The sequence below is a fragment of the Rhodococcus sp. ENV425 genome (genome assembly GCF_002887785.1).
Lineage (GTDB): Bacteria > Actinomycetota > Actinomycetes > Mycobacteriales > Mycobacteriaceae > Rhodococcus > Rhodococcus aetherivorans.
In genome coordinates this window covers 1-13,750 of record NZ_PCZU01000091.1, presented here as the reverse complement: position 1 = coordinate 13,750, position 13,750 = coordinate 1, and the positions used below count along the sequence as shown (strand labels likewise).

Genomic DNA, 13,750 nt, shown 5'->3' with positions numbered 1-13,750 from the left:
GAACGCCGCAGGTTAAACGTCAAGCTGAGACTCTGCATGAAAATGTCAGTGGGTTCTCGTCACGAAGAATGTCAGCAAACCGGGGTCATCGACACCCTCGAGGGGCTGGCTGAGCGGGGTCGGCCTCGAGGAGAACAGCCGCGCCGATGTGCTCGTGGCGGTGTACCAGGTCCTGGCACCCGCGGTCGAGCACGCCTACCACGACCGCACCCCCGGGTGGTGGCCGCGGAGGCGACCTACCATGCCCGGCAGCACGTCCTGGAGATCACCGTCCCCGACCGTGGCCGGTGGCGCACCGTCCCACAGCCCACCCCGCCCATCCGGGGTCGGGGCCTGCGGATGATCGACGCGCTGATCACATCCACCGAACTCATCACCACTGATGCCGCCACGACGGTCACCAGAGACTGGACCTTCCCCGCCCCGGACACACCCGGGTGACACCAGACCCCGTCCGGCCCGTCCGTCCGCCGGCGACTTCGATACCGCCGGGCCTCGGGCGGGGGTCCTGTCCGGCCGACACCGGCGCGTCGACCGGTGGCCGGGGCTGCGCGGGGGGTCCCTATTGCCCTGCCCCGGAAAAGGCGATACCTCACCCGCCCGGTGGCGGCACGGTGGAGCGGGGAGAAGTCGACGCCGGTGGCGGAGGCGCCGGACCGCGCTCCGATCTCGTTCCTCCCCGTCGCGGGCGAGGCGAGAGGGGCGTACAGCCCGTTCGGGGCGTACAGCCCGTTCCCGTCCGTTGGCGCCGAACAGTATCCGCACCTGACAACGGACCCCGACCTGCATGAGCGGGGGATGATTCGTCGTTCGGTACGAGTCTCGTCGCTCGCCCGGGCAGTGGCCGGGGGAGTTCATCGGGTCAGGTTCACCACGCAGCTGTCGACGGCCTGGACCCGGGAGTCACCGGCGGGGATCTTCAGGGCGGCACCGGCGCTGGGGTAGCTACCGGTGTCACGGGCGCCGCCGGTGGCCGCGTAGACGGTGCCGTTCTGGATGACCCATACGTCGGAGCGGTTCGCGACCGTGCCGTCGGCGCGGACGGTGGTGGCCCCGAAGAATTGCAGTGCGCCGTCCACGATCACCGTCCCGTGGGTCAGGCTCAGGGTTTGGTCTTTCAAACCGACGCTGACCTGGTTGACCAGGGTGGTGCTGGCGGGTGTGCAGCGCGGATCGGAGGGGCGCTGCGCGGACGGCGCAGCGGAAGTGGCGGGCGTCGCTGCGGCGCGAGTCGAGGTGGGGGTCGGCGTCGAGGGTGCGCCGGCGGACGTGGTGTTTGCGCCGCATCCGGCGAGGACAAGGGCGGCTGCGGCAAGGGTGAGTAGTGGTGGTCGGATCACGACCGGATCATCCAGGCCGGCGGGTTCGGCGTTACCGGCGCGCACGGGCGTCGGCTTGCCTTGCGATCTCGGGCGCGTCCGCTGCGGTCGGCAGGTCGAGTCGTCGAATCCGAGTCGCCGCCGGTCTCGGACGTGGACGGAGGTGCGGAGGGGGATGTCGGACGCGTCGCAGGACAGGGTCTGCGCGCTCCGGTGTGCGGCCCGACCGCGGGCGCGGATCAGCCGGCCCCAGCGAGTCACCCGGACCGTTTCTCGGTCTCGTCGACCGTGGTCGGCGGCGCGGGGGTCGGGCCGATAGGTTGACCCGGGGATGGGGCACCGCACGACACAGTGAAGGACGCGGATGTATTCGCATGACCTCGGGTCGGTGCCGGCGTCGACGACGACGTGGTACCGGCGCGCCCGGGCCACGGCGCGGCAGGCCACCGTGGCGGTGTCCGCGACGTACTGCGCCGAGCTCGGCTCGCTGAAGATCGTCGTCGCTGACCGGGGACGGTGGCGCCGCCCGCACCCGAGGTCCGTCTCCGATGCGCGGGGGCGGGGGCGGTTACTGATCGATCTCTCGACCAGCCGGGCGCTGTGGATCCTCGCCGAGGCTGGCACGACGCTCGCGATGCACTGGAATCTGTCCGGCCCCGCCCCGGCATTGCCGTCGCCGACCCTGCGGGACGCCACCGGCGCCCCGTAACGCCCCGGCAGATGCGGCCCGCGCCCGGGCAGCGACGGCGCCGCCGGGCGCTCCCACTGTCTGCATCGGCCGTCGGCACGCACGGCCGGGGAATCCGACGCGGCGACAGCTCCGCGCCTGACATCGGCAGGCAGCGGATCTACCGCACGCCCGCGGCGCCGCCCGTACCATCGGCCGGGTGGGACTGCTCACACCCCCGAGGGTGGTGGTCCGAAACGGGTACCGGCTGATCCGGCTGCCGCTGCAGCTGGTCGACGACCTCGTCCTCCCGCACCCTCGGCGCCGACGACCCGATCCGGCTCGCCTTCGACCGGGCGCTGATCGAATGCGACCAGCTCGCCGCCTGCCTTCTGGACGATCCCACCAGCGCGCAGCGCGCCGCCGATCTCGGTGAGCACCCACCCGAGGACGAGCCGTGACCCGGACTTCTCGGGCCGGGGCGGACATTCGTCATCCTCGACGCGGCCGCGCCGCAGAAGGACCGATGACCCCAGCGCGACCCCGGAACTTACCTGCGGACCCAGCTCGGTCCGAGTCGGGTAGGTCACCTCTTTTGGGTCGGCTCTTCGGTCGGCCCGGGTGCCCGTGAGCGACACCAGCGGTCAGGTCAGATCCTCGGTGGGGGCGGTGGCGGCATTGGCCTTGATCGAGGCGATCCCGTGCTGCGCCGCCGCCTTCGAGGTGTAACCCTGACTGGCCGCGATGATCTCCCCGTTCGCTGCCTTCAGGTGAAACCGGAACCGCCCCGCGGCGTCCTTGAACAGCTCGAACTTCGCCGTCATCACCCCTCCTCGACGTGGTGTCCACCAGGGTCACGGACCCCGGTCCCGATCACGGTAAGCCGACCCCCTACTCCACCACGGCCGAACACCCCATTCCCGGCCGAACCCGTCCCCTGCGCAGAGCAGAAACCGTGCCCTGCGCACGTCCACCACGACCGCTCCGCCGTCACGCACCCGCAGGAAGTAATCGGGAGTGTGCCGCTTGATTCTTTTCGCTCGCCACGACAACCGAAAACGCTGAGAACCGATCCCCGTCACCTCAGGGCACGAGTCGAAGGCGATCAGCCAGTCCCGCTCCATCCAGGACTCGTACCCGACATGTGAACCCGTCGTCGCCGACCACCACAGGCCGGGAAAGCTCCGCTGCCCCCAATACGACGGAAATCCGCGCTGGGGGACCGGTCCGCCGCGAGTCCGCGACGGCTCGAGGCTCGCGGGTAGGGGCCCCAACCGAGCGTCGCGAAGTCATGCCACAGCTCAGCCGCAGATCTCGTGTGGCCACCACGGATGAGGACGTGTCGGCGGTGGCATCGAGCACGCTCGCGGTGGTCCTGTCTTCCGGGGGGCGGACGCGGTGCCGCGACGGGCTGATCCTCGATGCCATACTGGCGCGGTGCCGGCAGTGCAGATCATTCTCAGCGTCTTGACGCTGATCGCGGCCGGAACCAGTGCCTTTTTGGTGTGGCGGGCCAATACCAGCGCCACCGAACAGCGGGAGCAGCAGGCACGACGGGAGGAATGGTGGCGTCGGTTCCAGTACGCCACCGAACTCGCCCTCGACCTCGACAACCCGCACCGGTCCAATGTCGGCGTCCAGCTCGTCCGAGCAATGATCACCAGTTCTCTGGCGGGCCGTGACGAACTCCTCGCCGCCGATACCGTGCTTGATGAGGTCCTCGCCCTGGGCGATACTGGCAGCAACGAAGCGGAGGATCACGATGGCGACCACAACAGCACCGAGGGCGACTGACGCACAGATCAACGCCGCCCGGGGCAAACTCGCCATCGACAAGAAGCTCGGCCGCTCCTCGTCTGCCCGGATCAAAGCGATCGCTGCGAAGAAGACCAGCAGCGAACAGCACGACCTCGGCCCCGACACCCGCGCACGCTGAGCGCGCCCTCGGGACCCGGTGGTACCGCGTCGCTTCCCCGTAGTCCCTGCACCGCGGTCGACGGTGGCAGATTCCGAACACGTGTCCGGTCCGAATGGAACACTGCAGGAGCGAGCGGGAAAGACGTGCCCCCGGGTACCCGACCGTAAGGCCGGGATGCCGTTGCACCTCGACGACTACGGGTGACGCGACGGATTCCCAGGTGGGGAGTGCGGTGTGATTGGGGGCCGCGAGGATGCCGGGGGCGGGAGGAGATTTCGGGTGGCCTCGACGGCCCGGCACTGGTGATCTACCAGCGGTCGCTGGAGCGGTCGGCGGCGTAGCGCATCCAGTGGGCACCTGCGCGTTCGGCGTCGTCCAGGGCGGTCGTGGGACTGTGGCCGAGGGCCTGAGCGACGACGTGCGGTGGGGCATGTCGCACGAGTTGGTGCCACGCGGTGTTCTCGGCGGCCAGAGATGGGACCCCATGGTTGCGGAGCCATGCCCCTCGATTCACACCGGACGTGTCGACCCCCTCCCGGGTGGGCCTCGCGCCCGGTATCTGCGCTGTGGGAGGGGGCGAATCGGCGAGGGAAGGACCACAACGGCCGGCAGCTGGGCTCCTCAGATCAGCAGATCGAATTCTGCAACATACGGAGATGAATAATTCTCCAAATCCCCTACCCGCGACCTGCGCCGAGCAGCACCGGACCGCACAGCTCGCGCCTAGCCTCGTTCGCGCGACGGTGCGGTCCGGCGACCCGGTCGTTGCTCGCCCGCGGCGGCAGGATGCCGGATGGTTCCCCGGGGCGGTCGCCAGGCCCTCGGGGGGTCGGCCCGTGTGCACCGCGGGGAGCGCACGAAGGTCGCGAGGGCCCGTCCTGAAAACGGTGTTCCGGTGCTGAGCCGGCGGCGGATGTGTCAGGCTCCGGTGATGACCTGGCCGCAGCGCCTGATGCCGCCGGACGCCACCGAGATGGCCGCGCTCGCCCACGGTCCCCGGGTACTGGCCCAGGAGCCAGGACTGATCGTCGGGCTACGGTCGATCGTGGCGTATTCGTCAGGGCTGGATCTGGCGGTCGTGGCGATGGCCTACGGTGCCCGCGGCAAGATCATGGAAGGGCTGTTCCAGGCGCCGGCCGAGCTCGACCCGGTGACCGGACACCCGCATCGCGGCCGGTGGACAGGCGAATACCGGCAGTTGCAGGTACGGGCCCTCGACGATGCCGTATTACAGCCGGTACCGCGCCGGAGCACCCAGGGCTTTCATCAGCAGGCGGGCTCGTATCGGCGGGAGTATCTCTACGAGGTCTCCCCGCTGCCCGAGACCACCGAGCTGCCGCTGATCACGGCCTGGCCCGCGCTCGGACTCGCACCGGTCACCACCCACCTCGAGCTTCCGGCGCCGGCGGTGCTGCGGGCGGGGATCGTCCCCCTCGTCGGCGAACCCGACCACTGGCCGTGACCCCCGGTCCCCGATCAGGCCGGCATCGACGTCGATGGTGTCGCCGATACCGGCGGCACAGCTCATCGAGTACCTCGATGACCGCCAGCGCGGTGGCTGGGTCGGCTGGCACCTGACGTCAGAACCGTTGGACGAACCGGTACCACGGGCCGCTGTACGGCTGGTAGCCGATCTCGCCGTCGCGTCGGGGATCACCGAGATACGGCGCCCCGTCGGGGAGATACGCCAGGCCGATCGAGTTGATCAGGCCGCCTTCGATGAAGAACAGGCATCCGTCCTCGACCGGGCGGATCTGCCAGATCCGGTACACCCCGATCCGCTGGTCGGTCCACGATTGCCGGCACTGCTGCGCCGCGTTGGCCAGAGCATTCTTCGACACCGCAAATGCCACCCGTGACGGAACGGACAACGCCACAGCCGCGACGGTGAGCACCACCAGGACCGGGGCGACGGCACTGGCGCGCAGCGCCCGGTACCGGAACCAGCCGACCAGCCCGAGCCCCACCCACACCGCCCCCAGGATCACCAGTGCCGCCGAGGCGAGGGCGAAATAGGGAAAGAACACCACCGGCGGCATGAACGCCCACAGGATGACCCCGCACACCAGGGCGACGAGCACCGCGGTGAGGGCGGACAGCGCGGTCCACCATGGTGCCGGGTGTGCCCTGCCGCTCATCGAGCCACTGTCGCACAACCAACAGGACCTCGGCCGGACGAAGGAGGCACGGATCTCGGCGGGCCGCAGGCGCCGATCGGGAAGGCTGGCGTCCAGTGGCTACTCGTCCCACGACATCGGCCCTGGGGGTGAGCTGTCACGGCTGTTGTAGGACAGCGGACGCAGTGCGGCGCCGGAAGAACAGACCCCCCGCGACGAGGATCTGCCCGCCGATCAGCGCGAACGGCAGGGCGAGCAGTTCCCATCCGGTCGTGCCGAAGTTCAGCGCCCACACGACGATGGTGGCACCCAAGACGATGGTGCTCAATTGACCGACAGTCATGAGAACCGAGGCCACCGTGCGCGTGCGACGCTGCAGGACACACGCGGTGCCGACGATCGAGGCGGTCAACGCGCACGGCAAGCCGATCAGCGTCGGCAACACCACCATGTATTCGACACTGCCGGAGACCTCCACGACACCGGACAGGACAAGCAGCGGCGGTACGACGTACAACAGGATCGGCCCTGTGCACAACACCGAGAGGATCGACGCGACCCGCAGCAGCTTCACCCCGTCAAGCTAGCGGCGGTCATGCTCTACTGGACGCCATGACGGCAGGGGGCACTGCGGCGAACCTGACCGAGGTACTGCTGGCCGGTCCGCGTGGTCGTCGTCTTCTCCTCGAATACGCGCAGCTCGCCGACGACCGTGCGCGCGACGAACACACGCAGGACTCCTTCTCCTCTGGAGTCTTCTACGCCACCTACCGCATCGACGTGGCGCACGGAACCGCAGGCGTCCTCTACGGGCCCGGCGCCGACCGACCCCTCCCGAACGTCTCACCTCCAGAAGTGGCGCGACAGTTGGCGGACGTGCCGCTGCCCGCAGCGACCGAGACAGATCTGCGCACCGTGCTCGCAACCACCACCGACTCCGCCCGATACTGGCAGGAACCCGAAGGCGAAGACATTCTCGCCGCGACGGAGCCGATGCGCCGGGAACTGCGGCGTGTCGCCGAGCACATCGCGGCATCCGAGCACGCGCAGTGGTGGACCACCGCCGTCGTTCGGGACGAGCAGTGGTCACTGGGCTGGGCCGAGCAGCACACCAGTGTGCCCCCGGTCGGGCCAGCGCTTGCCACCTGGCGCGGGAAGGTCGTGGCCGAGGAGAAGCGGGCAGCGCGGGAACGCTCCACCGATCCGACGGCTGGCTATTCCGGGGTGTGGTGGTCGGCGCCGCTCGGCGTGCCGTGCTCCACCCGGGCACTGGGCGACGGTTCGCCCGCGTGCCTGTGGTTCGTCGAGGACTCTGCGGGTGAGAATCGTGCGGGGGCTCGGCGGCAGATCGTTCCCGGCGACGTCGATGTGTTCGAGATCGAGGTCCCCGGTGACTGGGCGCAGTTGTGCTGGAGGTTTCCGATCGAGGTCACCGCGCAGAAACGCCACGACTGGTACCGCACCACCGGCCGCGACGGGCGGTGGGTTCTGCCCGACTGGTATGCCGTCGCGGAGGTGTACGGGGGAGTGCACCTCACCGTCGCTGGTTATCTCGCGGCTGCGGGCACCGCGATCGATGTCGACGGTGACGCGGCGTCGGTGATCGCGGGATGGGCGCCCGACGAAACGTTCTGGCTCACCGACGACGTCCACGCCGACGGCGACGTCGTCGCATGGGTGCGCGACAACGTCGACGAGACGTGGTCCGAAGTCTGACTGTTCGCTCAACAATGGCGCCAGCGTAGCGAGGGGTCGTTGCGACAGGAACTCCGCTGTCCTACACGTATCTGACCTCAACCTTGCTGGTCCGGGGGCACTTCTACAGTGTCCGCCCGAGTGGCATGCAACGTGGAAAATGACACGTCGGTGACCCGAATCTGGAATTGGCACGGGGCCACCGAACATGCAAGAAACTGTAGGTTCTCGTCCAACTTGTCAGTCGTGCAGCGCGTGGATCTGCGGCGTTCCAACTTCGTGTCAGTCAGAAATCCTCGCGAACTTGTCGGAATCCTCGATTCGGTCGGAATGCTGAGCGAAGCGCCGGATGACGGTCGGCTACTGGCGACGTACCGGCTAGATCCCGTCAGATGGATCGAGAACGGGCACACCTGGGTGAAGTCGTGTTTGTAGCGTGGCCAGACTTTCGACGGGAAGTTCGGTGTCGTGCAGAGCAACTGCCCAGTCGAAGTCTGCGGTGGACCATCGATGAACCGGTCCCGCCCACCGCAACTCCCACGACTGGGATGAGCGTGGGCGGCGAGCCAGGGATCCGGTGATCGTCTGTCTTCCCAGGCTGGCTTCGAACGCGCCGGTGTGCTCGTCGAAGGTGTGAACGTAGTCCACGTTCACGTCCGCGACGACCGCAACCTGCAAAGGCTTTGCGGTCACGTGTGTGTGGAACCAGTCGAGACGTTGGGCCCGTCGATCGTGATGCTCGGCGAGTTGGCGGCGGCGCTCGTCCTCGGCGGAGTCTGCGGCACCGTTCCAGACGAACAACGCGTCGTCGAACACCTCGCCTGCAGTCAGCTCCACCCATTCCTCCACCAGGCCGGCTCCGTTGCTGCGTTGCTGAAGCACCAGTCCGGTGGCCTGATCGACGACCATCTGCATCGGGTGGGATTTGTGCGGCGGCGGCGCCAACTCGAATGTCCAGGCCGGGCGGTCGAGGAAGAGTGTCGTTGCGATCGGGCCGACGGGGCGGGTGAAGTCGTCGCCGACCCAGTGGGCGGCGGGCCGGCGGGCGAGCAGATCGGTGCCATTGCCCCGAAATTGCAACGTTTCGACCGGGGCAGCGAGCGGAAGATCCCGGTTCGGCCGGAATCGCCAGCACGTGGTGCCGTCACACAACAACACCACAGTGCCGTCCGGCTCCTCGATGCGGACACGCATTCCATCGCGCCACACTCGTATTTCAGTCGCGTCGACACCGCCGCCGGCGAGGGTCGGCGGCACCTGGTTTCCGATCGTCGTCCACCCGACCTTGTTGCGTGGACGGTTGTCTTGGTCCACGCTGCGCACAATTCCACGGATCGAAACATCAGGACCGTGCACCATCTGCACCAGCACTTGCACCCACGGTATCGACTCCACCTTGGCCACCTCCCCGCCTGTCACGTTAGCGGCCACAGAGCCCCTTCCGGTCGCATCCCACCGTTCCGGCCGAGGATCGAGGACCGGTCGTCGATAATTACCCGATCGGGGACAGTCATCCCCCGACGTTCGCCGGTCTCGGGGGACCTCAACCGGCGCTCCGATGGGGACTGCCGCAGCGAGGGTCGTCGCGTCAGGAGCGCCTGAGTCCTGCACGTACCTGACCTCAACCTCGCTGGTCCGGGGCACTTTTTCAGGGTCCCGCCATTGACACGAATTTGTGAAATCGACACGCCGCTGACAGTCAACTGACATGAAATCGGGAAACTGACTGAGACTCTGCATGAAAATGTCAGTGGGTTCTCGTCACGAAGAATGTCAGTAAACCGGGGTCACTGACGGCTGGATCATGATCGAATGTCAGCAGGCTCACCCGTTCGCGGGCAGCCAACAGGTTGAGAGGTAATGCTGGTGGTCGATCCGAGCGGGCGTGCGCTGCGTCGGACGGCCGTGGATCGGCTGGCCACCCTGAATCAGGCTGGTGACCTGACCAGCGAACATGTCCGGCTGATCGCCCAGGCCTTGGGCGTGACCGAGCGGACGGTCTGGCGCTGGGTGAGAGCACACCGGACACCACCGCCACCACCGAAAAAGCGAGATCGATTCCGGATCGACACGGAACTTCGAGTGCGCCTTGCCTATTGGCGTGGCAATGCGTCGGCGCTGCATCGTGAGCTGCTCGAGCAGGAGAAGCAAGGCGGGGCGCCGGCACCGAGCCTGGCGACGCTGCATCGCGCGATCCGGCAGGACATCTCGCCCGGAGACAGGGCCGGGTTGCGGGAGGGAGAACGAGCACGCAGGAGATTCGACGTGTTCCTGCAGCGACCCCCGTCGCACCGCAACGCGGTGTGGGAGGCCGACCATGTCGAGGCCCCGGTCCAGGTCGAAGCGGACGGGCGGCTGGTCAAACCGTGGGTGACCTGGTTCGTCGATGCCGCCCACGACGTGATCCTCGGTGTGGCGGTGACGCCGCGGACTCCGAACCGGGAGAGCGTGCTGGCGGCACTGCGGGCGGCGGTGATGCGACGGGAGCCGTACGGGCCGGCCGGGGGCTGCCCGCGGCGGTGCGCATCGACCGGGGCAAGGACTTTTTGTCCCACACCGTCGCCGACGCGCTGGGGGCGTTCGCAGTGCGGGTGGACGACCTGCCCGCCTACGGTGCGCACCTGAAGGGCACGGTGGAGACGATCAACGGTGCGGCCGAGAAGATGCTGTTCGCGGGCCTGCCGCGCTATACGCATCGGCAGACCCACGTCAGCGGCGCCCCGGTCGATCCCGACCAGCCGCCGCTGTCGTTCGAGATGTTCACCGCCGAGGTGCTGGGCTGGGTGCGGTGGTGGAACACCGAGCACACCCTCACCGAACGGGGGGAGCGGACGCCGATGCAGTCCTGGGACGACGATCCGACCCCGATCCACGACGCCGACGAGACCCGGTTGTGGATGTTCACCCTCGAAGACGACCGCCGCCGTCGCACGATCACCACCAAGGGGGTCGCGTTCGGCCGCGGCCGCCACTACGTCGCCGACTGGATGGTCGGACTGGTCGGGACCGGGGTGCGGATCCGGTACATGCCGCACCACACCGGGGAGATCGAGGTGTTCGACGCCGATACCGGGGCGCATCTGGGCACCGCGGTACTCGCCGATGCAGCCTCTGCGGAGGACCGTGCCCGGGTGTTGCAGGCCCGCGCCGGCAAGGCGCGCCGATTGCGGTCGGATCTGGCCGCGGCCGAGCGGGAGCGGCGGGTCCGGTATGCGGCATCGACGGTGCCGGAACCGGCGCAGCGACTCGATGCGATGACGACGGCCGAGGCCGCCGCGGTCCTGGCCGCCGACCGCGACGCCGACCTGGCGCGGTGGGTGCGCCCGGATCTGATCCCCTTCGATCCGCCGCCGGCGACCTGGCGGCTGCCGGTCGACCCGAATAAGCAGGCACAACCCGACCGAAACGAGGACTGCCGGTGACAGGGACACCCCGCAACCCGGGCCCGGGCGTCGACGGCGCCCAGGCCGATCACTTCCTCGGGTTGCCCGGGGCGCACATCGTGGCCACCGACGCGCTGATGTTGACCCGCGACAACATCGCCGACGTGATCGAGGCCAAGGCGATGATGTGCGTGCACGGCGATGCGGGTGTGGGTAAGACGTTGTCGGTCAACGCGTCGCTGCGTGAGCTCGCGGCGGACACGGTGTGCCGGGTGCAGTTCCGGGCGCGGCCCACCCCGCGCGATATCCGGCACACGCTCTTCGACGCGCTCGGTGTCGCGGGGATGCCGCCGCTGCGGCCGATCGAGTTCGACCAGACGCTCAAGCACGTGCTGTCCGAGCGGTTCCGGGTCCTGGTCTGCGACGAGGCGCAGTGGATGTCGCGGGAATGCTTCGAGTACTGGCGGCACCTGTGGGACGACCGGCGCACCGACATCGCGATCGTGTTCGTCGGCGGCGGCGACTGCTACCAGGTGCTCTCCCGCGAACCGATGCTCTCGAGCCGGGTGTATGTGTGGCAGGAGTTCCGGCGCATGACCCCGGAGCAGGTGCTGCGGGTGATCCCGGCGTTTCACCCGGTGTGGGAGCGCACCGATCCGGACGTCATCTCCTTCGCCGACGCGCACGCCGGGCACGGCAACTTCCGGTCCTGGGCCAAGCTCACCGCGCACACCGTCCGCGCGCTCGAGCGTCTCGACCGCGACCGGGTCGACCGCGAGGTGCTGGGCTCGGTGTTCGCGAAGATGTCCGGCCGCAGCGGGTGACGGCACGTTCTCGACCACCGGCGGTCCCGCCGAACACCGCGCCCCCCGCCGACGACGCCCCGGTCACCGTGCTGCTCGACCGGGACGACGATGCACACGTGACCCACACCCTGCTGCGGGCCCACGATCCCGCGTCCGCAGTGGTGACCGTGCACCCCACCCCCGGGATGTCGACCGCGGCAATGCTGGCCCACGACCTGCTGCTCGCCCTCGGGCACCCGCTCGATCGAGTCGGAGCAGCAGGAGCGACCGGTCCGGAGTCGGCGTGGCGGGCGGTGACCGCATGGATCCGCGGCGACGGCATCCGGCACCTGATCGTGCTGCGCGCCCACCGCCTGTCGGCCGCCCAGCACGCCCGTCTGCTTCGGCTACGCCATGACACCGGTGTGCACCTGGTGCTCGTCTGGCACTCCCGCGACCCGCTCTCGCCACGCCTCGAGAGGTCGGTCGAGGTCCGCCACCACATCACCGATGACCTGGCCGCCGTCACCGGCCGTCTCCCTCCGCCGCGTCGCGACACCCGCACGCCGACGGACTCACCGGAACTCCCCGCCGTGCCCGACGGCGACCACGCCACCTTCCTCGGCGACGCGGCCGCGGTCCTTTCGCGCGTCGACTACGTGCGCGTCGCCGCGGTCTACCATCAGGCTGCCGAGACGACCAGCCGACGGCTCACCGCCTGCGGCCGGGCTCCCGATCTGGCCCGGCGGATGCTCGGCTACCTGCTGGCGCCGCGGTCCCACCTACGCACGCTCTACGGCACGATTCCCCACGGTCGGGCCCGCCGTTGGCATGCCACCGTCGGCCTCTTCCGATTCCTCGGTGACCTGGTCGCCGACAGTCCCGGCCGCAACCACACCCTCACCCGGCTCCGCGGCGCCCAAGCCGCGTTCGAGCGGCACGGTCTGCCGCTGGTGTTGCCGCCGCACCTGAACCACATGGTCGGCGTGGGGCTGACCACCACCCCGATCACCGAGCAGGTCATCGCCCGGATCCGGGCCCGCGTCGCCAACCCGGCGCACGCCGCCGCGCTGGCCACCGTGTTGTTCACCGGCGCCACCTACCGGGAACTGAACTTTCTCCCGCGGTGCGCCGTCACCGGAGACATCTTGATCTTTCCTGGCACCCGCCGTGTCGACCGCCCGGCCGACCTGCGCGTGTGGGTGATCCCAGCGTCGGCCCGGCCTCTGCTGCACGCCGCCGTCGTCTTCCAGCAAACACGCGCCGTACCTGCTGATCGGTTGTTCGCCGACGCGATCGGCAGGAACGGCAGACTGCACCGCACCGCCCGCACGTGCGAGCTGATGCTCCCGGCCCTGCACCCCTGGCGCGACGGCTGGCTCCGCCGGACCGGCATCCTCAACTTTCCCGGGATGTTCCCTGACGCCGCGTCCTGATCCCGCGCCCGTTCAGCCCTGGTCGAACCGAGCGCTTACCGACATCGAGTGGAAGCCCCCGCCACGGAGGGAAACCCCAGCTCACCGCACTGACATCCCGGCGAGACACTCTCCATGGCCACTGACATTCTCGTGACGAGAGCCACTGACATGCACTGACGAATCCCCAGGTCGCACCACTGAAATTCTCGTGCAGAGTCTCAGCTGCGGTTTCCCGGAATGAAACCTTGACCGGCGCTCTCGTCTCGCCGAGCCTTCGTCAATCTGTAGCGGCGTGTCATGTCAATCTTCACTGCATCTCGACAACAACAACCGGACAAATCAGGCGTCTCTGCGATCTGAGGGTATGTCACTCCCGGTTCGTGTGGTGTCGGCCATGAAAAATCCCATTTACGCAGCGATCCCCGCGAACCCCCAGCTGAGCGTGTTT

14 protein-coding genes and 1 pseudogene are annotated in these 13,750 nt (G+C 68.7%); 9 read left to right on the top strand and 6 right to left on the bottom strand.

What is annotated here, in order from left to right; genetic code table 11:
- Positions 1-219 precede the first annotated feature (219 nt).
- On the top strand, positions 220-441 hold the full coding sequence (locus CQZ88_RS07630; protein WP_146034269.1) for an ATP-binding protein: 222 nt from the start codon (positions 220-222) through the stop codon (positions 439-441).
- A 413-nt stretch (positions 442-854) separates the two neighbouring features.
- Here CQZ88_RS07630 and CQZ88_RS07625 read toward each other — a convergent pair whose 3' ends face one another.
- Entirely contained in the window at positions 855-1,340 is a 486-nt protein-coding gene (locus tag CQZ88_RS07625) for a hypothetical protein (protein ID WP_180986968.1), read from the bottom strand.
- A gap of 343 nt (positions 1,341-1,683) precedes the next feature.
- On the opposite strand from CQZ88_RS07625, the gene CQZ88_RS07620 reads away from it, so the two are divergent.
- Positions 1,684-2,028 carry a hypothetical protein gene (locus CQZ88_RS07620; protein WP_102799528.1) on the top strand — a complete coding sequence of 115 codons (345 nt, stop codon included), beginning with the start codon at positions 1,684-1,686 and terminating at the stop codon, positions 2,026-2,028.
- Positions 2,029-2,630: 602 nt separating this feature from the next.
- Here CQZ88_RS07620 and CQZ88_RS07610 read toward each other — a convergent pair.
- Complete coding sequence (locus tag CQZ88_RS07610) at positions 2,631-2,810, bottom strand: YegP family protein (protein ID WP_102799526.1); 180 nt, start codon at positions 2,808-2,810, stop codon at positions 2,631-2,633.
- A gap of 30 nt (positions 2,811-2,840) precedes the next feature.
- A complete protein-coding gene (locus tag CQZ88_RS07605; RefSeq protein ID WP_102799525.1) occupies positions 2,841-3,260 on the bottom strand; it encodes a TnsA-like heteromeric transposase endonuclease subunit in 420 nt (139 codons plus the stop codon).
- A 163-nt stretch (positions 3,261-3,423) separates the two neighbouring features.
- Here CQZ88_RS07605 and CQZ88_RS07600 point away from each other — a divergent pair, with 163 nt between their 5' ends.
- From CQZ88_RS07600 to CQZ88_RS07595, 3 genes are all read left to right on the top strand, one after another.
- Positions 3,424-3,780, top strand: a complete 357-nt coding sequence (locus CQZ88_RS07600; RefSeq protein WP_146034268.1) for a hypothetical protein — start codon at positions 3,424-3,426, stop codon at positions 3,778-3,780.
- A complete protein-coding gene (locus CQZ88_RS29820) occupies positions 3,749-3,922 on the top strand; it encodes a hypothetical protein (protein WP_180986967.1) in 174 nt (57 codons plus the stop codon). The genes CQZ88_RS07600 and CQZ88_RS29820 overlap by 32 nt, the downstream gene beginning before the upstream one ends.
- A 913-nt stretch (positions 3,923-4,835) precedes the next feature.
- Positions 4,836-5,366, top strand: a complete 531-nt coding sequence (locus CQZ88_RS07595; protein WP_102799523.1) for a hypothetical protein — start codon at positions 4,836-4,838, stop codon at positions 5,364-5,366.
- 118 nt (positions 5,367-5,484) lie between these two features.
- Here the strand turns inward: CQZ88_RS07595 and CQZ88_RS07590 are convergent, their stop codons facing one another.
- Entirely contained in the window at positions 5,485-6,042 is a 558-nt protein-coding gene (locus tag CQZ88_RS07590; protein WP_102799522.1) for a hypothetical protein, read from the bottom strand.
- Positions 6,043-6,178: 136 nt separating this feature from the next.
- A complete protein-coding gene (locus CQZ88_RS07585; protein ID WP_102799521.1) occupies positions 6,179-6,595 on the bottom strand; it encodes a hypothetical protein in 417 nt (138 codons plus the stop codon).
- 38 nt (positions 6,596-6,633) lie between these two features.
- On the opposite strand from CQZ88_RS07585, the gene CQZ88_RS07580 reads away from it, so the two are divergent.
- On the top strand, positions 6,634-7,737 hold the full coding sequence (locus CQZ88_RS07580) for a hypothetical protein (RefSeq protein ID WP_102799520.1): 1,104 nt from the start codon (positions 6,634-6,636) through the stop codon (positions 7,735-7,737).
- 357 nt (positions 7,738-8,094) lie between these two features.
- On the opposite strand, the gene CQZ88_RS07575 is transcribed toward CQZ88_RS07580, so the two are convergent.
- Positions 8,095-9,120 (bottom strand): hypothetical protein, encoded by a 1,026-nt coding sequence (locus CQZ88_RS07575; protein ID WP_180986966.1) that lies wholly within the window; start codon positions 9,118-9,120, stop codon positions 8,095-8,097.
- 456 nt (positions 9,121-9,576) lie between these two features.
- Between CQZ88_RS07575 and CQZ88_RS32395 the strand changes: the two are divergent.
- The 3 genes and pseudogenes from CQZ88_RS32395 to CQZ88_RS07560 all read left to right on the top strand — a co-directional run bounded on the left by CQZ88_RS32395 (position 9,577) and on the right by CQZ88_RS07560 (position 13,320).
- Positions 9,577-11,138 (top strand): annotated as a pseudogene (locus CQZ88_RS32395) (Mu transposase C-terminal domain-containing protein).
- The gene (locus CQZ88_RS07565; protein WP_258008498.1) at positions 11,135-11,923 is read left to right on the top strand and encodes an AAA family ATPase; all 789 of its coding nucleotides are present in this window, start codon (positions 11,135-11,137) and stop codon (positions 11,921-11,923) included. The pseudogene CQZ88_RS32395 and the gene CQZ88_RS07565 overlap by 4 nt, the downstream one beginning before the upstream one ends.
- The gene (locus CQZ88_RS07560; protein WP_146034267.1) at positions 11,920-13,320 is read left to right on the top strand and encodes a hypothetical protein; all 1,401 of its coding nucleotides are present in this window, start codon (positions 11,920-11,922) and stop codon (positions 13,318-13,320) included. The genes CQZ88_RS07565 and CQZ88_RS07560 overlap by 4 nt, the downstream gene beginning before the upstream one ends.
- The last annotated feature ends 430 nt before the right edge of the window (positions 13,321-13,750 follow it).